Here is a 19935-nt window from a genome sequence, read left to right as displayed (position 1 = left end):
TTAACACCGAAAGCGGCACTTAACCATAAGAGAAAATGGGCCATCACATTAGCTTATGACCTGTTTAGCTAAAAACAGCGACAGAGTTTTGTGCCAGATAAAAACGAAATCACCCACACAAAACATCAATAAAGCGACGTAGTTGCGCCCTATTTCAATATTTCACTCCGCAAAAGCATCATTTTTTCTGCAGTGCGAAAAATCATACATGAGTAAATCTAATCCGAAAAACGAGGTGAAATTAGAATATTTCAAATGAGGCAGGGAGTCCCCTTCCCGTTTGCGGGAAGGGAAATGTGATGGGGTTAACGTAACCACTCCGGAAGGTCATTCAGGCCGAGCGCCTGGCGCAGCAGTTGTGTTTTTACCCCCGGAAGGGTATCCGCCAGTTTCAGACCAATATCACGCAGCAGCTTCTTCGCCGGGTTCGATCCGGCAAACAGTTCGCGGAAGCCCTGCATTCCCGCCAGCATTAGCGCCGCACTGTGTTTACGGCTGCGCTCGTAGCGACGCAGATAGAGATGCTGGCCGATATCTTTTCCTTCACGGCGAAGACGGCGCAGCTCGGTAATCAATTCCGCAACATCCATAAAGCCCAGATTTACGCCCTGCCCGGCCAGCGGATGGATGGTATGCGCAGCATCGCCCACCAGCGCCAGACGATGACCGGCGAAGTGGCGCGCATAGCGACCGGTGAGCGGATAAACCTGGCGCTCGCTTTCCACGCGGCACAGACCAAGACGATTATCAAAGGCCACGCACAGCGCCTGGTTGAACGTCTCATCGCTGGCCTGTTGCAGCGTTTTCGCTTGATCCGGCGGCAACGACCAGACGATCGAGCATAAATGTGGATCGTTCAGCGGCAGAAACGCCAGAATGCCATCGTTATCGAACACCTGCCGCGCGACGGCCTGATGTGGCTCCTCGGTGCGAATGGTCGCTACCAGCGCGTGATGGTGATAATCCCAGAAAGTTAGCGGAATATCCGCTTTGTTACGCAACCAGGAGTTCGCGCCATCCGCCCCGACCACCAGCCGGGCCGTGAGCATCGTGCCATCTTTTAAGGTGAGGAACGCGTCGTTCTCACCCCAGGCCACCTGCTGTAATTCGGCTGGGGCAATCATAGTGACATCCTGACACTGCTGAGCTTTATCCCACAGCGCCTGATGAATCACTGCGTTTTCAATAATATAGCCAAGGTGAGGATAGCCCATGCTTTGGTCGTCAAACGAGATGCGGCCAAAGCTGTCTTTGTCCCACACCTCCATGCCGTGATAGCGTCCCGCGCGATGGGCAATGATGTTTGACCACACGCCAAGATGCGTCAGAAGTTTTTCGCTGGCGGCGTTAATCGCCGATACGCGCAGCGCCGGTGGTGCATCTTCCGCCAGCGGCTGCGGAACATTCTGCTCCAGCACCGCAACCCGTAAACCACTCCCCTGCAACCCGCAAGCCAGCGCCAGACCAACCATGCCGCCGCCGACAATCGCAACATCAACACTCTGCACTCTTTGCTCCTTTGATTAACGGGCTACCCAACCGAGGGTACGCTGCGCCAGCACATCGCGCGCCGGGGTAAATAGTTCCATCGCCATCAGCCCGATATTGCGCCCGACGACAAGCGGCGCCCAGCGGTTGGCAAACAGATGCACCAGCCCGTCGGTAACGCCTATGGTGGCGCTTTTGTCCGCCTGGCGCTGGTGACGGTAGCGCGTCAGCACCGGATAACAGCCGACATCTTTCTGCTTCGCCCATGCCTCCGCCAGCGTTTCCGCCAGCGTCATAACATCGCGCATTCCGAGGTTAAATCCTTGTCCGGCGATAGGATGCAGCGTCTGAGCCGCATTGCCGACCAGCACCGCACGATGAGAGACCGGCGACGACGCGTTAGTCAACGTCAGGGGATAAACGCTGCGTTTTCCGGCGTGTTCAATACGTCCCAGACGCCAGCCGAAAGCTTTTTGTAGCTCATGGCAAAAACGTTCGTCAGACCAGCCAGTCACCTGCTGCTGTTTTTCCAGCGGATGACACCACACCAGTGAACAACGCCCCTGCGACATCGGCAGCATCGCCAGCGGCCCGTGCTCGGTGAAACGTTCGAATGCGCGTCCCTGATGCGGAACAGAGGTAGTGACGTTGGCAATGACTGCGGCCTGGTGATAGGGCGTTTTCTGCCAGAGGATCCCCAGTTGCTCGCCCATGCCCGAACGGGAACCGTCCGCCGCGACCAGCAACTGGCCAATAATCAGCTCGCCGCTTTCCAGCGTTACCGATACCTGTTGCTCATTACGGGTAAAACTGCTGACCCGATCGGGGCAATGCAGCGTCACGCCCGGCGCATTTTGCAGCAAGGTAAAGAGCCGCTGGCCGATATCATGCAGCTCAACCACCTGGCCCAGCGCATCAAGGTGATAATCCTGCGCATCCAGCGTGACAAAACCGGCGTGACCACGATCGCTGACATGAACGGTTGAAATGGGCGTTGCACAACGGGCTATCGCCTGCCAGATCCCGACGCGCGCAAGCTGCTGGCACGTGCCTGCCGCCAGCGCAATAGCACGGGCATCAAAACCAGGATGATGGTGAGCACCCGGTGCTGTAGCCTCTACCAGGTGAACCGGTAATTTCCCCTGCGTCAGATGTGAAATGACCAGCGCGAGCGTCGCACCGGCCATGCCGCCGCCAACAATAATCACACTCATGAACGGCTCGCCGCCATCAGTGCTTCGATATCATCCGCCTTTTTAACCACGCTGGCGGTGAGATTCTCGTTACCCTCTTCGGTAATAACGATGTCATCTTCCACGCGAATACCAATGCCGCGATACTGCTCGGGAACATCCGCATCCGGGGCAATATAGAGGCCCGGTTCAACGGTCAACACCATGCCTGGCGCCAGCTCGCGGGAACGGTCCTGGCCGTAAACGCCGACGTCATGAACATCCAGCCCCAGCCAGTGGCTTAACCCGTGCATAAAGAATGGGCGGTGGGCATTTTTTGCGATCAATTCATCGACTTCGCCCTGCAGAATGCCAAGCTTCGCCAGACCGGTGATCATAATGCGCACCACTTCGCCGGTGACGGCCTGGATGGAGGTGCCCGGACGAAACAGTTCCAGCGCACGTTCCAGCGATGCCAGCACAATGTCGTAAATTTCACGCTGCGCCGGGCTGAATTTCCCGTTTACCGGGAAGGTGCGGGTAATATCCCCGGCGTATCCCATATATTCGCAGCCAGCATCAATCAGCACTAGATCGCCGTCACGCATCTGGCTTTCATTTTCGGTGTAGTGCAGGATGCAGCCGTTCTCCCCCGAACCGACGATGGTGTTGTAGGACGGGAAACGCGCGCCGTGGCGGTTAAATTCATGCTGAATTTCACCTTCAAGCTGATATTCGAACAGGCCAGGTCGGCAAACCTGCATGGCACGGGTATGAGCCAGCGCGGAGATCTCCCCGGCGCGACGCATCACCTCGATCTCTTCGGCCGACTTAAACAGACGCATCTCGTGGACGATCGGACGCCAGTCAGTCAGCGTGGCGGGCGCTGTCAGATTCTGTCGCGCGCCTTTGCGCAGCTTCTCCAGCGCAGTGAACAGGATGGTATCCGCGTACTCATACTCACCCTGCGCGTGATAAACCGCGTCGAGGCCATTGAGCAACTGATAAAGGTGGGTATTGATCTCCGGGAACGCCAGCGCACGGTCGACGCCCAGCTTTGCCGGCGCGGCTTCCTGACCAAGGCGGCGGCCAAACCAGATCTCGGCGGTTTTATCACGCACACGGTTGAACAGCACGCTATGGTTGTGGGTGTCATCGCTCTTTATCAGCACCAGCACCGCTTCGGGTTCGTTAAAACCGGTGAAGTACCAGAAATCGCTGTTCTGACGATACGGGTATTCACTGTCTGCGCTGCGGGTCGCTTCCGGCGCGGCAAAGATCAATGCCGCGCTACCCGGAACCATCTGCGCCAGCAATGTCTGGCGACGACGGAGAAACTCAAGCTGTGTCATGACACCTCCTTCCTACAAGACGAATTAATGTAACGTCGGCTTACGCACTTCCGGCGCGGTCGGCTGCGGGTGCGTGAACGTATCGTGGCACAGCAACGCAGCAACGCGGACGTATTCGATGATCTCTTCAAGCGACATTTCCAGCTCTTCCTGATCTTCTTCTTCGTCATAACCCAGTTGTGCGATGTTACGCAAATCGTCAATCGCTTCGCCGGTTTCGCCAGTCACTTTGTCGAGCTTCGGTTGCGAGACGCCTAACCCGAGCAGGAAATGGTTTACCCAGCCAGCCAGTGCATCGGCTCTGTCGAAAACGCTAACATCATCGCCCTCCGGCAAATAGAGCTGGAACAAAAAGCCGTCGTCTTCCAGTGAATCGCTGGTCGCCGCGTGCATTGCCCGCAGTGCCTGTGCCAGCTCATGACCAAAAGCCAGCCCGTCATTAGTTAAATCATGCAGCAACGGCTGCCAGGAGCTGTCATTGTTGCCACCGCAGATCATCCCCGCGATAAGCCCATGCATTTCGGCAGGAAGCAGCCCCACGCCCTGTTGGTTAAGCAACTGGCCTACATCGTTGTAACCAGGTATTTCGTTCTGTATAGACATACGCATTCGTCGTCGTTGGGGGGAATATTCATGATATGCTACCACTTTGGCCCCTGGTGATATACCCGTGATACTTCACGTTACATGCCATTGCATGTGACATGAGTCATTAAGGTATAGACGCAAAAAACTTGAAAGTGCTCACCAGGCTAGCTTATAGTGTCGCCCCTTCGCAGCCCAGGACTCGGATGCGAAGGCAGAGCGCAGTCAAACAGCAGGAAGGTGGCATGTCTGCACAACCCGTCGATATCCAAATTTTTGGTCGTTCACTGCGAGTGAACTGCCCGCCTGAACAGAGGGACGCTCTTAACCAGGCTGCGGAGGATCTGAATCAGCGGTTGCAAGATCTGAAAGTTCGCACTAGAGTCACAAATACTGAGCAGTTGGTGTTTATCGCCGCGCTGAACATCAGCTACGAGCTAACTCAGGAAAAGGCAAAAACCCGCGAATACGCAGCCAACATGGAACAGCGTATCCGAATGTTACAGCAGACCATCGAACAGGCATTGCTTGATCAGGGTCGCATAACAGACAGGCAGGGGCCTAAGTTTGAATAACACTTCAGGATCAACTGTGGTAGAGTGATCGTGAAGACAAAATTTCTCTGAGATGTTTGCAAGCGGGCCAGTCCCCTGAGCCGATATTTCATACCACAAGAATGTGGCGATCCATGGTTGGTGAGCATGCTCGGTCCGTCCGAGAAGCCTTAAAATCATGACGACGCATTCACCTTGAACCAAGGGTTCAAGGGTTACAGCCTGCGGCGGCATCTCGGAGATTCCCTTCTTTTTCTACCCAAAACCATGACACAACTTCCTGATTTTCCCTCTTCGCGACAAGAAATCCGCAAACTTATCCGCCAGCGTAGACGTGCGCTAAGCAGCGAGCAGCAGGCGCATTTTGCCCAGCAGGCCGCCGCGCGCATGATGGCATATCCGCCCGTCGTGATGGCGCATACCGTGGCGTTGTTTCTCTCTTTCGACGGTGAACTGGATACCCAGCCGTTGATTGAACAACTCTGGCGCAGCGGAAAACGGGTTTACCTGCCGGTGCTGCACCCGTTTAGCCCGGGCAATCTGCTCTTTCTGCATTACCACCCGCACAGCGAACTGGTGATTAATCGCCTGAAGATTCAGGAGCCGAAACTGGACGTGCGCGATGTCCTGCCGCTTAATCAGTTGGATGTGTTGGTTACGCCGCTGGTGGCGTTCGACGAACAAGGCCAGCGTTTAGGTATGGGCGGCGGTTTTTACGATCGCACCCTGCAAAACTGGCGCGCCTACAACTTACAGCCCGTGGGCTACGCGCATGACTGTCAGGGCGTTCAGGCCCTGCCTGTGGAAGAGTGGGATATTCCGCTACCTGCGGTAGTCACACCATCAAAAGTGTGGGAGTGGTAACAGGTTTCCCCCTCCCTTGCGGGAGAGGAAAACACAATACTTATCAGAACAGCAGACGGGCGCGAATCGTGCCGGGAATCGCTTTCATGCTCTGCAACGCTTTTTGCGCGACATCTTCTTCCGCTTCGATATCAACCACGACATAACCCATATACGGCGTTGTTTGCAGGTACTGCGCCGCGATGTTGATATTTTGGCTGGCAAAGATTTGGTTGAGCGCTGTCAGCACGCCAGGACGGTTTTCGTGGATGTGCAGCAGGCGACGGCCGCCGTGCATCGGCAAAGAAACTTCCGGGAAGTTAACAGCCGACAGCGTAGAACCGTTGTCAGAATATTTAATCAGTTTACCTGCTACTTCAAGACCGATATTTTCCTGCGCTTCTTGCGTTGAACCGCCGATGTGCGGCGTCAACAGCACGTTGTCAAACTCACACAGCGGGGAATCAAACGGATCGCTGTTGGTGGCAGGTTCCGTCGGGAAGACGTCAATTGCCGCACCGGCCAGATGTTTGCTTTTCAGCGCATCACATAGCGCCGGAATATCGACCACCGTGCCGCGAGAAGCGTTGATCAGCAGCGCGCCAGGCTTCATCAATTTCAGCTCCTCAACGCCAATCATATCTTTGGTTGACGGGGTTTCCGGCACATGCAGGCTCACCACATCGCTCATGTTCAGCAGATCAGAAAGATGCTGTACCTGCGTGGCGTTGCCCAGCGGCAGTTTGCTTTCAATATCGTAGAAGAAAACGTGCATCCCCAGCGATTCCGCCAGAATGCCCAACTGCGTACCGATATGACCATAACCGATAATACCGAGCTTTTTACCGCGCGCTTCGTAGGAACCAACCGCCAGTTTGTTCCAGACACCACGGTGCGCTTTCGCGTTCGCTTCAGGAATACCACGCATCAGCAGCAACAGTTCGCCAATAACCAGTTCCGCCACGGAACGGGTGTTGGAGAACGGTGCATTGAACACCGGGATACCACGTTTTGCAGCCGCGTCCAGATTCACCTGGTTAGTACCAATACAGAAACAGCCCACAGCGACTAATTTTTCCGCCGCCGCGATAACATCTTCAGTCAGTTGAGTACGGGATCGCAGGCCGATAAAGTGGGCATCACGGATGGACTCTTTAAGCTGCTCGGTGTCCAGCGCACCTTTGTGGAATTCAATGTTGGTATAACCCGCCGCACGGAGGCTATCCAGTGCTTTCTGATGCACCCCTTCGACGAGCAGAAATTTAATCTTGTCTTTCTCCAGTGATACCTTTGCCATTTACCCGACCCTGTTTTTTGTCTTGACTGTGATGTTGTGCGAAATGCAATTGTCTTCAGTCAACATATCAAAAAAAACTATTGCAGCAATATGAACGTTTGCGTGCGCACTCTGAAGAAATGTCATACAGCGAGGAATGGCAGATAAAAATGCTGTTAAAGCGTGGAGTAGTGGCAGGTAGTGCATAATCAGCGGATAAATGTGACAGATATCACCAAATTTGCCGATCGTGTTTTTTTACAGGGAGGCGAACGCCTCCCCGTCAGATCATTTTATGATGGTTTTCACACCATCGGCGGTGCCGATCAGCGCCACATCCGCGCCACGATTGGCGAATAACCCTACAGTGACTACGCCCGGGATGCTATTGATGCTGTTTTCCAGTGCAATCGGATCGATGATCTCCAGCCCATAAACGTCGAGGATCACGTTGTCATTATCGGTGACAACGTTCTGACGATATTCCGGGCGACCGCCCAGCTTCACCAGTTGACGCGCAACGGCGCTGCGAGCCATCGGGATAACCTCCACCGGCAGCGGGAATTTCCCCAGGATATCAACCTGCTTGGATGCATCAGCGATACAGATAAATTTATCCGCTACCGAGGCGATAATTTTCTCACGCGTCAACGCTGCGCCGCCGCCTTTGATCATCTGCATCTGGCCGTTGATTTCGTCCGCGCCATCAACGTAGATATCCAGTTTATCCACTTCGTTGAGATCGAACACGGTAATGCCAAGACTTTTCAGTTTCGCGGTGGAGGCATCCGAACTGGAAACCGCGCCTTCGATCTGGCCTTTCATCGTGCCGAGCGCATCAATAAAGTGCGCCGCAGTGGAGCCAGTGCCTACGCCGACAATAGTTCCGGGCTCAACATACTTGAGTGCCGCCCAGCCCACTGCCTTTTTGAGTTCATCCTGCGTCATGGTCGTTCGCCTGTGGTGTGAAATTTCAGGCGCATTATAGACCACCCTTCGCCTAAATGTCCCTGTGACCAGTGTCACATTACGCGACGTCCAATTTCGTCTGATTCTAATAAAAATTTATGTCATAGTGCTGAGTAATCATTTTTCAGGAGATTGGCCGAGCAATGAAACGTCCGGACTACAGAACCTTACAGGCGCTTGATGCGGTCATTCGTGAGCGTGGGTTTGAGCGCGCCGCGCAAAAACTGTGTATTACTCAGTCCGCCGTGTCGCAGCGCATAAAACAGCTCGAAAACATGTTCGGCCAGCCATTGCTGGTACGTACTGTTCCGCCGCGTCCCACCGAACAAGGGCAGAAACTGCTGGCGCTGTTGCGTCAGGTCGAGCTGCTGGAAGAAGAGTGGCTGGGCGATGAGCAAACAGGCTCGACGCCGTTGCTGTTGTCGCTGGCGGTCAATGCCGACAGCCTGGCAACCTGGCTGCTGCCTGCGCTGGCGCCGGTACTGGTGGATTCGCCTATACGGCTGAACTTGCAGGTTGAGGATGAAACCCGCACCCAGGAGCGACTGCGTCGCGGCGAAGTGGTTGGTGCGGTCAGTATTCAGCCGCAGGCGCTGCCGAGCTGCCTTGTCGATCAACTTGGCGCGCTGGATTACCTGTTTGTCGGTTCCAGAGAATTCGCCGAACGCTATTTTCCTAATGGCGTAACCCGCTCAGCGCTGCTGAAAGCCCCGGCGGTGGCGTTCGACCATCTGGATGATATGCATCAGGCATTTTTGCAGCAATATTTCGATTTACCGCCGGGTAGCGTGCCCTGTCATATCGTGAATTCATCGGAAGCGTTTGTGCAACTGGCGCGCCAGGGCACGACCTGCTGTATGATCCCGCACCTGCAAATCGAGAAAGAGTTAAAGAGCGGTGATTTGATCGATCTGACGCCAGGCCTGTTACAGCGCCGTATGCTCTACTGGCACCGTTTTGCGCCGGAAAGCCGGATGATGCGCAACGTGACGGATGCGCTGCTGGAGTATGGACATCGGGTATTAAGGCAGGATTGAACAGCTAACCTCTCCCCGACCGGGGAGAGGATGAACAACTTTACTTCGCCGCGGTGGCTGCCGGCTGCTCAGCTTGAGCAGGCTCAAGCTGGAACACCACATCAACCTGATCGTCAAACTGAATCGTCGGCTGCTCGTAGGTTTCCTGGGTGGAAACCGGCGCGGCATCCGCTTTCATCATCCGGACCATTGGGCTTGGCTGATAATTAGAAACATGGTAGCGAATGCTGTAAACCGGGCCGAGTTTGGCATTGAAACCGGCTGCCAGCTGCTGCGCCTGATGGGTCGCATCATCGATCGCTGCTTTGCGCGCTTTATCTTTGAAAGAGTCCGCTTGCGCAACGCCCAGCGACACGGAGCGAATCTCGTTCAGACCCGCTTTCAGCGCGCCATCCAGCAGTGAGTTAAGCTTATCCAGCTCGCGCAATGTCACTTCAACCGTACGCACAGCGCGATAACCTTTCAGGATGCTTTTGCCGTTCTGGTAATCGTAATCTGGCTGGGTGCGTAAGTTTGCGGAATTAATGTCTTTCCTGGCGATACCATTTTGCTCAAGAAAACTCAGGTATTGCGCAACGCGGTCATCGGCCTGTTTTTTCGCTGATGCGGCGTCTTTTGCAGCGACGTTCACTTCAATCGCCAGCGTGGCGATATCCGGAGTCGCATCCACGCTAGCCGTGCCTGAGGTGACGATATGCGGACCGTCAGGCAATTCGTTTGCCTGTACCGCCATTGCGCTGAAACCGACTGCCGCCGCCAGGGCCATCACTTTAAATTTCACAGTTGCTCCTCCATGTTGCGTTAATACGTCCGAATACGCAGACGCCTTGGCAGCAAGCTTAGCGGCTCAGCGTGAATTGTCCATCGGACTTACCCTAACTGAATAATCCCTGTACATGATGAATACCTTCATGCGCAAGCTGGAAGGCAATAAACCACATCACCAACCCAACCACAGCATTGATTAGCCGCTGCGCTTTCGCCGTGCGCAAACGCGGAGCAAGCCAGGCAGCGAGTAACGCAAGGCTGAAGAACCACAGGAAAGAAGCGCTCACCGTTCCCAGCGCGAACCAGCGCTTTGGCTCCGCATCCAGCTGTCCGCCGAGACTACCCAGCACCACGAAAGTGTCGAGATAGACATGCGGGTTGAGCCAGGTAACCGCCAGCATGGTCGCAATGATACGCCAGCGCCCCTGGCGTAATGCTTCGGCGCTTGCCAGTTCGAGATGACTACTCAGTGCCGTTTTCAGTGCGCCAAAACCGTACCATAGCAGAAACGCCACACCGCCCCAGGTCACCAGCGCCAGCAGCCACGGGGATTGCATCAACAGCGCGCTGCCGCCAAACACGCCAGCGCAGATCAGCACCACATCGCTCATCGTGCATAAAAAGGCAGTCATGATGTGATACTGCCTGCGGATCCCCTGGTTCATCACAAAAGCGTTTTGCGGCCCAAGCGGCAGGATCAACGCGGCCCCAAGCATAAAGCCTTGAAAGTAATAAGATAACACGTCGTAATTCCGTCAGATTGTTTCGGAAGCAGACTATAGCGCGGGAACATCATTAGCGGAAATTGATAATTTTAATCGTTAAGTAGCAATGCTAATGTTGATGAGCAAAAAGAAGGCCGGCGCCGCCGGCCCCATATCTTACTGCTCTGTCTGCTCATGAGAACGTTTGAGGTTTACGTCCATCTGCGGGAACGGGAAGCTGATGCCATTCTCGTCAAAGCGACGTTTGATCAGCTCCAGCACATCCCAGTAAACGGCTTGCAGATCGCTACTCTTACTCCAGACACGCACCACAAAGTTAATGGAGGACGGCCCCAGTTCATTCAGACGCACCGTCATTTCGCGATCTTTGATAATGCGTTCATCAGCCTGGATAATTTCAGTCAGAATGCGTTTCACCTGGTCGATATCAGAATCGTAAGCCACACCGATAATAAATTCGTTGCGACGCACCGGCTCACGAGAGAAGTTCACGATATTTCCGGCAATGATTTTACCATTTGGGATCACCACGATACGCCCGTCCACCGTACGCATAGTGGTGGAGAAAATCTGCACCTGCAACACGGTTCCGGCAACGCCACCCAAATCGACATATTCCCCCGAACGGAACGGGCGGAAAGTCACCAGCAGCACGCCAGCGGCGAGGTTCGAAAGCGAACCCTGCAACGCCAGACCGATGGCTAAACCGGCGGCACCCAGTACGGCAATCACCGAGGCCGTCTGCACGCCGACGCGACCCAACGCGGCAATCAGGGTAAAGGCGATAATGCCATAGCGTACCAGCGCGGAGAGAAAATCAGCCACGGTAGCGTCGATGTGTCGCGCAACCATCACGCGATTAACCGTATTCGAGACAATACGCGCCACAATCATACCGACAATAATGATGGCGATAGCCGCCACAATGTTAACGGCATAGCTCAGCAGCAGCGCCTGATTGTTCACCAGCCACGAGCCTGCGTCGTTAATGCTGTCAACAACGTTAAGATCTTCCATTCGTGCTTCCTTATGTTGTTCCAAAATGGGAAAACCACCCCTTCAAGCAAGGAGAGATCCCTAAAGGGTAAACAAAAAGCCGCATTTACGCCAAGTAGATCACACTTTGTGCTCTACGCCAGCTTATTGAAATGGCAATAAAAAAGGCCCGCATTTTGCGGGCCTTTTCAGATAAAGCAGCGGAAATTACAGAACGTCTACTGCATTCAGTTCTTTGAAAGCCTGCTCCAGACGAGTCACCATGCTGGTCTGCGCTGCACGCAGCCATACACGCGGATCGTAGTATTTTTTGTTCGGCTGGTCTGCGCCTTTCGGGTTGCCCAGTTGGCCCTGCAGGTAGCCTTCGTTTTCTTTGTAGTACTTCAGGATACCTTCCCAGGTTGCCCATTGGGTGTCGGTATCGATGTTCATTTTGATAACGCCGTAGCTTACAGAGTCTTTGATTTCCTGAGCAGTAGAACCGGAACCGCCATGGAATACGAAGTTCAGGCTGTTGTGCGGCAGGTTATGTTTTTTGGAAACATATTCCTGAGAATCGCGCAGGATAGTCGGGGTCAGTTTCACGTTACCCGGTTTGTAGACACCGTGTACGTTACCGAAGGAAGCTGCGATGGTGAAACGCGGGCTGATTTTGCTCAGCTCAGTGTAAGCGTAATCAACGTCTTCCGGCTGGGTGTACAGTGCAGAAGCGTCCATATGGCTGTTGTCCACGCCATCTTCTTCACCACCAGTGCAACCCAGTTCGATTTCCAGAGTCATGCCCATTTTGGACATGCGCGCCAGATATTTGGAGCTAATGGCAATGTTCTCTTCCAGAGACTCTTCGGAAAGGTCGATCATGTGAGAAGAGAACAGCGGTTTACCGGTTGCAGCGAAGTGTTTTTCACCCGCGTCCAGCAGACCGTCAATCCACGGCAGCAGTTTTTTCGCGCAGTGGTCAGTGTGCAGAATGACCGGAACGCCGTAATGTTCTGCCATCTGATGAACATGGTGGGCGCCAGAGATTGCGCCGAGGATTGCTGCGCCCTGAGGAACGTCAGTTTTCACGCCTTTACCGGCAATAAACGCAGCGCCGCCGTTAGAGAACTGAACGATAACCGGTGCTTTAACTTTGGCAGCAGCTTCCAGAACGGCGTTGATGGAATCAGTACCCACGCAGTTAACCGCTGGCAGAGCAAAGTTGTTTTCTTTAGCTACCTGGAACACTTTCTGAACGTCATCACCAGTGATCACGCCAGGTTTTACGAAATCAAAAATTTTAGACATGTACGTAGTCCTGTATCTTCGGCCGTTTCAGCTCGTCATAATTCGTGCTGCCAGTGGGCTGGCTTCTCTCGCGCCTCCAGTGACTCACTATGGCGAGTTTTTGGAGTTTCGCTGCGTCACCGTCTTCTGGCAGCGCGAATTAGTTAGAGCAACAATTGAATCGTTTTGAAAAACAGGCGGGGTTATCCCGCCTGAACAATTTTACTTCTTAGCACGCTCTTCGAGCATGGCTACTGCAGGCAGAACTTTGCCTTCCACGAATTCGAGGAATGCGCCGCCGCCAGTAGAGATGTAGGAAATCTTGTCAGCAATACCGAACAGGTCGATAGCAGCCAGAGTGTCACCACCGCCTGCGATGGAGAACGCGTCGCTGTCGGCGATAGCGTTAGCCACGATTTCAGTACCTTTACGGAAGTTCGGGAATTCAAACACGCCAACCGGACCATTCCACAGAATAGTTTTGGCATTTTTCAGAATTTCAGCCAGTTTTTCAGCAGATGCATCGCCCAGATCCAGAATTTGCTCATCATCTTTGATGTCATTGACGGATTTCAGGGTTGCCGTTGCGGTTTCAGAGAACTCGGTGGCTACGCGAACATCAGTCGGGACCGGAATATCGCAAGTGCCCAGCAGACGTTTTGCTTCGTCAACCAGGTCAGCTTCGTACAGGGATTTACCTACGTTGTGGCCCTGAGCAGCGACGAAGGTGTTAGCGATACCGCCACCAACGATCAGCTGGTCAGCAATTTTGGACAGAGAGTCCAGAACGGTCAGCTTAGTGGAAACTTTAGAACCGCCAACAATAGCAACCATCGGACGAGCCGGTTCTTTCAGCGCTTTACCCAGCGCGTCCAGTTCGTCAGCCAGCAGCGGGCCTGCGCACGCTACGTCAGCGAATTTGCCGATACCGTGAGTAGAAGCCTGCGCACGGTGAGCAGTACCGAATGCGTCCATAACGAATACGTCGCACAGCGCAGCGTATTTTTTCGCCAGCGCTTCGTCGTCTTTCTTCTCGCCTTTGTTGAAGCGAACGTTTTCCAGAACAACCAGTTCACCGGCAGCCACTTCAACGCCGTCCAGGTAATCTTTAACCAGACGAACCGGGTTGGAGAGTTTGTCTTTCAGATAGTTAACAACCGGCAGCAGAGAGAATTCTTCGTTGTACTCGCCTTCGGTCGGACGACCCAGATGGGAAGTTACCATCACTTTCGCACCCTGCTTCAGCGCCAGTTCAATAGTTGGCAGGGAAGCACGGATACGCGCGTCGCTGGTGACTTTGCCATCTTTAACCGGCACGTTCAGATCAGCACGGATGAAAACGCGTTTACCAGCCAGATCCAGATCGGTCATCTTAATTACAGACATGGTGAATCCTCTCAATGATTCTTAAAGTTTTGCGAGCGCTGTCGCGCCCTACCTGAAACCAATAGCCGACATTGCTAACGTCGTGTCGAGCATCCGGTTAGCAAAGCCCCATTCGTTGTCGCACCACACAAGGGTTTTAATAAGGTGCGCACCACTTACCCGCGTCTGTGTGCCATCAACAATGGCGCTGTGCGGATCGTGATTAAAATCGGTTGAAACCAACGGTAATTCCGTATAATCAACTATACCATGAAATGTCCCACGCGCTGCTTTTTGCAGCAACATGTTGACTTCCATAGCTTTTACAGGTTTTTTCACCGTTACGCTCAGATCGATCGCGGTCACGTTAATTGTCGGTACGCGCACCGCTATCGCTTCAAATCTGTCATTAAACTGCGGGAAAATTCGCGTGATGCCCGCCGCCAGTTTGGTATCCACCGGAATGATCGACTGGCTGGCCGCACGCGTACGCCGCAGATCGGAATGGTAAGCGTCAATCACTTGCTGGTCATGCATCGCGGAGTGAATAGTTGTCACCGTTCCCGACTCAATGCCATAAGCATCGTCGAGCAGTTTTATGACCGGAATAATACAGTTTGTCGTACAGGAGGCATTAGAGACCAGAAGGTCTTCAGAGCGAAGGGTTTCCTGGTTAACACCGAAAACAATCGTTGCGTCGAGATCGTGGCTGCCAGGATGGGAAAAGAGCACTTTTTTCGCGCCTGCCGCCAGATGCGCCTCGCCATCCTCACGGTTGCCGTATACGCCGGTACAGTCGAGCACCACATCTACACCCAGCTCGCGCCACGGCAGTGCCGCAATTGAGCGCTCATGCAGGATGCGAATTACGTCGTCACCCACAAACAATTGTTCGCGCTCCTGGCGAACATCCCAGGCAAAACGCCCGTGGCTGGTGTCATATTTCAATAAATGCGCCATGCCCACAGCATCGGCCAGTTCATTGATTGCCACCACGGTGATTTCCGCCCGACGCCCGGATTCATATAAAGCACGAACCACGTTGCGCCCAATGCGACCGAAACCATTAATCGCTATGCGTACGGTCATAATTCTCCTGCAAGGCTAGCTGGCCTGAAGTGGATGACAGAGTAATCCAGCCACCACAGAAGGGGAATCCTCGCCTGCCTTAAACTGCGTTTGTTTGGTTAATTGTCGAACATTTAATCGACTGAAACGCTTCAGCTAGAATAAGCGAAACAAGGAATAAAAGGAATGATTGTCCAGACGGTTTCGCCAGTAATCTGACTTGCATCACATTTTTGCAGGAATAATCAGCGCGGCCAGAAGGTTCTTTCGTGAGGAAAATAACCGACAGAAAGAGGATGAGCGCAACAAAGCGTCCCTGCATGACCCGGTTGATGAAGAAAAGCAAAATCCTTTTCTGGCGCTGATTAAAACCAGCTATGCTCCAGCGCCTTCGGCTCGGTGCGTTCTGCGCGCGGCATCTCAACCGGCTGCGACGAGAGTTGCTTAGCCCACAGATCGGCCACCCACTTCACCCCCTTCGCGGTGAAACGCGCCTGAGACCAGCTACGTTTGTTTTCCCCGACGCCACCATGGACAGTGAAGTAACCTTCATCAATATGGTACTGCTGCGGCATCAATGCACCGTTTACACGCTGCATAATATTGCGCTCAAGCAAAAAGCGTCGGAACAGAGACTCTTTCACGCGCAGCATCTTGCAAAGCTGACGAAAACCAAGCGACTCTTCAACCCTGACATAGCGGTCAAAGAACTCCGCCTTTGGGGCTGAGAGAGCAAGTAACTCTTCCGCTCGCTGACGTTTTTCGTACTGCTCAGCCCAGGCGCGTGCGGCGGCGGCAGGATTCGTAAAATCGGGCAGACTGATAAGCTTCTCTTTCTCCTGCCAGCGATCGAGCATTTCTGCCGTAAAGGTCGGCGAGAGGCGCGAAACCGTCAGCAATGAGTCCCGTTTATTAAGCAAAAATTCTTGTCGCATCTCGCCTTCTCGCTCGTACGGGTGCTCTTTCACCGGCTGGGAGAGCCGCTGCGCGGTTTCCAGGCTTTTCACCATCCGCTTCACTTCGCCATGCGTCACGCCTGTCAATTTTGCGATTTCACGGCTGCTGATTGTCGCCAGCACAGGCTGAGAATTGAGATTGTCACCAGGAATTATCATAGGTTCACTCCTTACTCACATTCACCCTGGATAATTTGCAGAATTATTATACAACTTACTGGATGTATATCCAGTATATTTTTCATGCACGGATCAATGTCGTTTTAGTCGAGTCACTAAGAAGAGAGTGTTGGGTCAGGAGGCAGAAGATTAGGGGTATAGCTGAATGACGGATGGCGCTTCGCTTATCCGGTCTACATATTCTGCAACCCCGTAGACTTGATAATGCTCAAGCGCCATCCGAAATGACTTTTCATGCAGGCCCGGCAGGCGGAGCGCCGCCGGGCAAGAGTGGTTACAGCAGCGCTTTCGCTTTTGCCACCACATTGTCAACGGTAAAACCAAACTCTTCAAACAACAGTTCTGCCGGAGCAGATTCGCCGAAGGTGGTCATACCCACTACCGCGCCGTTCAGGCCGACGTATTTGTACCAGAAGTCCGCAATGCCGGCTTCGATAGCCACACGGGCAGAAACCGCTTTCGGCAGCACGGATTCACGGTATGCCGCATCCTGTTTGTCGAAGGTGTCGGTCGACGGCATGGAAACCACGCGCGCCTTCACGCCTTCGGCAGTCAGTTTTTCATAAGCAGCAACCGCCAGTTCCACTTCGGAACCGGTAGCAATCAGGATCAGTTCCGGCTGACCAGCACTCTCTTTCAGCACGTAGGCGCCACGGGCGACATCTGCCAGTTGCTGTGCCGTACGCTCCTGCTGCGCCAGGTTCTGACGGGAAAGGATCAGCGCAGTCGGACCGTCAGCACGTTCAACGCCATATTTCCACGCCACTGCGGATTCCACCTGGTCACACGGACGCCAGGTGCTGACGTTCGGGGTCAGGCGCAGGGAAGCTACCTGCTCGACCGGCTGGTGCGTCGGGCCGTCTTCGCCCAGACCGATGGAGTCGTGGGTGTAAACCAGCACCTGACGCTGTTTCATCAGCGCCGCCATACGCACCGCATTACGGGCATATTCAACGAACATCAGGAAGGTCGAGGTATACGGCAGGAAACCGCCATGCAGCGAGATACCATTGGCAATTGCCGTCATACCGAACTCGCGCACGCCGTAGTGAATGTAGTTACCGGCAGTGTCTTCGTTAATCGCTTTCGAACCGGACCAGATAGTCAGGTTGGATGGCGCCAGGTCAGCGGAGCCGCCGAGGAATTCCGGCAACAGCGGACCGAAAGCTTCAATGGCATTTTGCGACGCTTTGCGGCTGGCGATTTTCGCCGGGTTAGCCTGAAGCTTCTCGACAAACGCCTGCGCTTTGGCATCGAAATCAGACGGCAGTTCGCCCTTCATACGGCGGGTGAACTCAGCGGCTTCCTGCGGGAAGGCTTTGGCGTAAGCGGCGAATTTGTCGTTCCACGCCGCTTCTTTGGCCTGGCCGGCTTCTTTCGCATCCCACTGTGCATAGATTTCAGACGGGATTTCAAACGGCGCGTATTTCCAGCCGAGCGCTTCACGGGTCAGAGCGATTTCAGCATCGCCCAGCGGCGCACCGTGGGAATCGTGGGTACCGGCTTTGTTCGGCGAACCGAAACCGATGATGGTTTTGCACATCAGCAGCGACGGTTTATCGGTAACAGCACGGGCTTCTTCCACTGCACGTTTGATGGCGTCCGCGTCGTGGCCGTCAATGCCGCGCACTACGTGCCAGCCGTAGGCTTCAAAGCGTTTCGCCGTGTCATCGGTGAACCAGCCTTTAACATGGCCGTCGATGGAGATGCCGTTGTCATCGTAGAACGCAACCAGTTTGCCCAGTTTCAGCGTACCGGCCAGGGAGCAGGCTTCATGGGAAATGCCTTCCATCATGCAGCCGTCGCCCATAAAGGCGTAGGTGAAGTGGTCAACAATCTCGTGCCCAGGACGGTTGAACTGCGCTGCGAGAGTTTTCTCTGCAATCGCCATGCCCACGGCGTTGGCAATGCCCTGCCCCAGCGGACCAGTGGTAGTTTCCACACCCGCGGTGTAACCCACTTCCGGGTGGCCCGGAGTTTTCGAGTGCAGCTGACGGAAGTTCTGCAGCTCGGACATCGGCAGATCATAGCCGGTGAGGTGCAGCAGGCTGTAAATCAGCATCGAACCGTGGCCGTTGGACAGCACAAAGCGGTCGCGATCGGCCCAGGCCGGATTCGTCGGGTTGTGGTTCAGAAAATCACGCCACAGGACCTCGGCGATGTCCGCCATACCCATCGGGGCTCCCGGGTGACCGGATTTGGCTTTCTGTACCGCGTCCATGCTCAGCGCACGAATAGCATTGGCAAGCTCTTTACGTGAGGACATTTTGACTCCAGATCGGACTGTTAAGGGCTGTTCCCGTAACGACTTGACGACAGCGCGTTTTGGGCTACGCCGGAAAAAAGTGCCAACAATGTAACCCAAGCGGCATGCCATGTACATGGAGCATCCTTTTGCCGATTCAGAAATCTCTGGAAGCCGCTCGCATGTTGCGCAATCTACTCGCCTGGCACTCTGACTCTTCCTTATACTGACAATCTGCAGGTTCGTCTTGAGCCGGCGTAGTTAGCAGCATATTGACTCAACCATTACGGAAAATAACAAATGAAAATTCGCCCGCTTCTCTTTGCTCTGGGAATAACAACCGTCCTTGCTGGCTGCCAGAATATGGACTCAAATGCTTTTCTCAGCTCCGGCGCAGAAGCTTTTCAGGCCTACACGCTGAGCGATGCGCAAGTAAAAGCATTAAGTGATGACGCCTGTAAACAGATGGACAGTAAAGCAACCATCGCGCCCGCCAGCAGCACCTACAGCCAACGCCTGGCTAAAATTGCTGCTGCGCTCGGCGATAACATCAACGGCCAGCCGGTCAACTACAAGATTTATGTGGCAAAAGACGTGAATGCTTTTGCCATGGCAAACGGCTGCATCCGCGTCTACAGCGCGCTGATGGATATGATGACCGACAACGAAGTTGAAGCGGTGATCGGCCACGAAATGGGCCACGTTGCGCTGGGCCATGTGAAAAAAGGGATGCAGGTGGCGCTGGGCACCAATGCGATACGCGCAGCCGCAGCGTCGGCAGGCGGTATTGTCGGCAGCCTGTCGCAGTCGCAGCTCGGCGCACTGGGCGAACAACTGGTAAATTCACAGTTCTCTCAGCGCCAGGAATCCGAAGCGGATGACTACTCCTACGATCTGTTGCGCAAACGCGGCATCAACCCGGCAGGGCTGGCGACCAGCTTTGAGAAACTGGCAAAAATGGAAGAGGGTCGGCAGAGTTCGATGTTTGACGATCATCCGGCATCGGCGGAGCGCGCCCAGCATATTCGCGATCGCATGGCCGCAGACGGAATTAAATAATCGCATTGGGAGGCAATATAGCCTCCCTTTT

At 54.2% G+C, this 19935-nt stretch carries 18 protein-coding genes and 1 other RNA gene; 5 read left to right on the top strand and 14 right to left on the bottom strand.

The annotated features are described in order from the left end of the window. Positions 1 to 305 precede the first annotated feature (305 nt). The 4 genes from ubiI to DK872_RS11420 are packed head-to-tail and all read right to left on the bottom strand — an operon-like array spanning position 306 to position 4615. Complete coding sequence (ubiI, locus tag DK872_RS11435; protein ID WP_007370240.1) at positions 306 to 1508, bottom strand: FAD-dependent 2-octaprenylphenol hydroxylase; 1203 nt, start codon at positions 1506 to 1508, stop codon at positions 306 to 308. 15 nt (positions 1509 to 1523) lie between these two features. Then, entirely contained in the window at positions 1524 to 2702 is a 1179-nt protein-coding gene (gene ubiH, locus DK872_RS11430) for a 2-octaprenyl-6-methoxyphenyl hydroxylase (RefSeq protein ID WP_149288349.1), read from the bottom strand. Next, on the bottom strand, positions 2699 to 4012 hold the full coding sequence (pepP, locus tag DK872_RS11425) for a Xaa-Pro aminopeptidase (protein ID WP_035889590.1): 1314 nt from the start codon (positions 4010 to 4012) through the stop codon (positions 2699 to 2701). Before pepP ends, ubiH begins: the two co-directional genes overlap by 4 nt. 24 nt (positions 4013 to 4036) lie before the next feature. After that, the gene (locus DK872_RS11420) at positions 4037 to 4615 is read right to left on the bottom strand and encodes a YecA family protein (protein WP_007370237.1); all 579 of its coding nucleotides are present in this window, start codon (positions 4613 to 4615) and stop codon (positions 4037 to 4039) included. Positions 4616 to 4842: 227 nt separating this feature from the next. Here DK872_RS11420 and zapA point away from each other — a divergent pair, with 227 nt between their 5' ends. The 3 genes from zapA to DK872_RS11405 all read left to right on the top strand — a co-directional run bounded on the left by zapA (position 4843) and on the right by DK872_RS11405 (position 6015). After that, the gene (gene zapA, locus DK872_RS11415) at positions 4843 to 5172 is read left to right on the top strand and encodes a cell division protein ZapA (protein ID WP_161518370.1); all 330 of its coding nucleotides are present in this window, start codon (positions 4843 to 4845) and stop codon (positions 5170 to 5172) included. Between the two features lie 41 nt (positions 5173 to 5213). Continuing rightward, a non-coding RNA gene (ssrS, locus tag DK872_RS11410) (6S RNA) lies at positions 5214 to 5397 on the top strand. 21 nt (positions 5398 to 5418) lie between these two features. Continuing rightward, complete coding sequence (locus DK872_RS11405) at positions 5419 to 6015, top strand: 5-formyltetrahydrofolate cyclo-ligase (protein ID WP_007370235.1); 597 nt, start codon at positions 5419 to 5421, stop codon at positions 6013 to 6015. Between the two features lie 43 nt (positions 6016 to 6058). On the opposite strand, the gene serA is transcribed toward DK872_RS11405, so the two are convergent. Both serA and rpiA read right to left on the bottom strand, forming a co-directional pair. Further along, entirely contained in the window at positions 6059 to 7291 is a 1233-nt protein-coding gene (gene serA, locus DK872_RS11400) for a phosphoglycerate dehydrogenase (protein ID WP_007370234.1), read from the bottom strand. 267 nt (positions 7292 to 7558) lie between these two features. After that, positions 7559 to 8218 carry a ribose-5-phosphate isomerase RpiA gene (gene rpiA / locus DK872_RS11395; protein ID WP_161518369.1) on the bottom strand — a complete coding sequence of 220 codons (660 nt, stop codon included), beginning with the start codon at positions 8216 to 8218 and terminating at the stop codon, positions 7559 to 7561. A gap of 164 nt (positions 8219 to 8382) precedes the next feature. Here rpiA and argP point away from each other — a divergent pair, with 164 nt between their 5' ends. Continuing rightward, positions 8383 to 9276: a DNA-binding transcriptional regulator ArgP gene (argP, locus tag DK872_RS11390; RefSeq protein WP_007370232.1), complete on the top strand. Its 894-nt coding sequence runs from the start codon at positions 8383 to 8385 to the stop codon at positions 9274 to 9276. Between the two features lie 40 nt (positions 9277 to 9316). Here argP and DK872_RS11385 read toward each other — a convergent pair whose 3' ends face one another. From DK872_RS11385 to tkt, 8 genes are all read right to left on the bottom strand, one after another. Continuing rightward, entirely contained in the window at positions 9317 to 10057 is a 741-nt protein-coding gene (locus tag DK872_RS11385; protein ID WP_007370231.1) for an oxidative stress defense protein, read from the bottom strand. Positions 10058 to 10151: 94 nt separating this feature from the next. Further along, a complete protein-coding gene (gene argO, locus DK872_RS11380; protein ID WP_035889586.1) occupies positions 10152 to 10787 on the bottom strand; it encodes an arginine exporter ArgO in 636 nt (211 codons plus the stop codon). A 138-nt stretch (positions 10788 to 10925) separates the two neighbouring features. Further along, complete coding sequence (gene mscS / locus DK872_RS11375; protein WP_007370229.1) at positions 10926 to 11786, bottom strand: small-conductance mechanosensitive channel MscS; 861 nt, start codon at positions 11784 to 11786, stop codon at positions 10926 to 10928. Between the two features lie 186 nt (positions 11787 to 11972). After that, positions 11973 to 13052, bottom strand: coding sequence for a class II fructose-bisphosphate aldolase (fbaA, locus tag DK872_RS11370; RefSeq protein ID WP_007370228.1), 1080 nt, complete (start codon positions 13050 to 13052; stop codon positions 11973 to 11975). Between the two features lie 201 nt (positions 13053 to 13253). After that, a complete protein-coding gene (pgk, locus tag DK872_RS11365; protein WP_007370227.1) occupies positions 13254 to 14417 on the bottom strand; it encodes a phosphoglycerate kinase in 1164 nt (387 codons plus the stop codon). Between the two features lie 48 nt (positions 14418 to 14465). Beyond that, on the bottom strand, positions 14466 to 15485 hold the full coding sequence (gene epd, locus DK872_RS11360) for an erythrose-4-phosphate dehydrogenase (RefSeq protein WP_007370226.1): 1020 nt from the start codon (positions 15483 to 15485) through the stop codon (positions 14466 to 14468). Positions 15486 to 15829: 344 nt separating this feature from the next. Continuing rightward, positions 15830 to 16579, bottom strand: a complete 750-nt coding sequence (locus tag DK872_RS11355; protein ID WP_007370225.1) for a phage antirepressor KilAC domain-containing protein — start codon at positions 16577 to 16579, stop codon at positions 15830 to 15832. A gap of 295 nt (positions 16580 to 16874) precedes the next feature. Next, positions 16875 to 18866 (bottom strand): transketolase, encoded by a 1992-nt coding sequence (gene tkt / locus DK872_RS11350; RefSeq protein WP_161518368.1) that lies wholly within the window; start codon positions 18864 to 18866, stop codon positions 16875 to 16877. A 279-nt stretch (positions 18867 to 19145) separates the two neighbouring features. On the opposite strand from tkt, the gene DK872_RS11345 reads away from it, so the two are divergent. After that, complete coding sequence (locus tag DK872_RS11345) at positions 19146 to 19904, top strand: M48 family metallopeptidase (RefSeq protein WP_007370223.1); 759 nt, start codon at positions 19146 to 19148, stop codon at positions 19902 to 19904. Positions 19905 to 19935 lie beyond the last annotated feature (31 nt).

The sequence above is a fragment of the Kosakonia sp. MH5 genome (genome assembly GCF_009935945.1).
Lineage (GTDB): Bacteria > Pseudomonadota > Gammaproteobacteria > Enterobacterales > Enterobacteriaceae > Kosakonia > Kosakonia radicincitans.
This window is presented reverse-complemented; position numbering and strand designations above follow the sequence as displayed.

What these genes read in the sequence shown, in the direction of transcription:
- DK872_RS11405 (WP_007370235.1), top strand. Translation starts at nt 5,419, where the DNA reads ATGACACAACTTCCTGATTTTCCCTCTTCGCGACAAGAAATCCGCAAA.
- rpiA (WP_161518369.1), bottom strand. Translation starts at nt 8,218, where the DNA reads ATGACGCAGGATGAACTCAAAAAGGCAGTGGGCTGGGCGGCACTCAAG.
- serA (WP_007370234.1), bottom strand. Translation starts at nt 7,291, where the DNA reads ATGGCAAAGGTATCACTGGAGAAAGACAAGATTAAATTTCTGCTCGTC.
- argP (WP_007370232.1), top strand. Translation starts at nt 8,383, where the DNA reads ATGAAACGTCCGGACTACAGAACCTTACAGGCGCTTGATGCGGTCATT.
- tkt (WP_161518368.1), bottom strand. Translation starts at nt 18,866, where the DNA reads ATGTCCTCACGTAAAGAGCTTGCCAATGCTATTCGTGCGCTGAGCATG.
- mscS (WP_007370229.1), bottom strand. Translation starts at nt 11,786, where the DNA reads ATGGAAGATCTTAACGTTGTTGACAGCATTAACGACGCAGGCTCGTGG.
- DK872_RS11345 (WP_007370223.1), top strand. Translation starts at nt 19,146, where the DNA reads ATGAAAATTCGCCCGCTTCTCTTTGCTCTGGGAATAACAACCGTCCTT.
- pgk (WP_007370227.1), bottom strand. Translation starts at nt 14,417, where the DNA reads ATGTCTGTAATTAAGATGACCGATCTGGATCTGGCTGGTAAACGCGTT.
- DK872_RS11420 (WP_007370237.1), bottom strand. Translation starts at nt 4,615, where the DNA reads ATGTCTATACAGAACGAAATACCTGGTTACAACGATGTAGGCCAGTTG.
- epd (WP_007370226.1), bottom strand. Translation starts at nt 15,485, where the DNA reads ATGACCGTACGCATAGCGATTAATGGTTTCGGTCGCATTGGGCGCAAC.
- ubiH (WP_149288349.1), bottom strand. Translation starts at nt 2,702, where the DNA reads ATGAGTGTGATTATTGTTGGCGGCGGCATGGCCGGTGCGACGCTCGCG.
- zapA (WP_161518370.1), top strand. Translation starts at nt 4,843, where the DNA reads ATGTCTGCACAACCCGTCGATATCCAAATTTTTGGTCGTTCACTGCGA.
- DK872_RS11355 (WP_007370225.1), bottom strand. Translation starts at nt 16,579, where the DNA reads ATGATAATTCCTGGTGACAATCTCAATTCTCAGCCTGTGCTGGCGACA.
- fbaA (WP_007370228.1), bottom strand. Translation starts at nt 13,052, where the DNA reads ATGTCTAAAATTTTTGATTTCGTAAAACCTGGCGTGATCACTGGTGAT.
- pepP (WP_035889590.1), bottom strand. Translation starts at nt 4,012, where the DNA reads ATGACACAGCTTGAGTTTCTCCGTCGTCGCCAGACATTGCTGGCGCAG.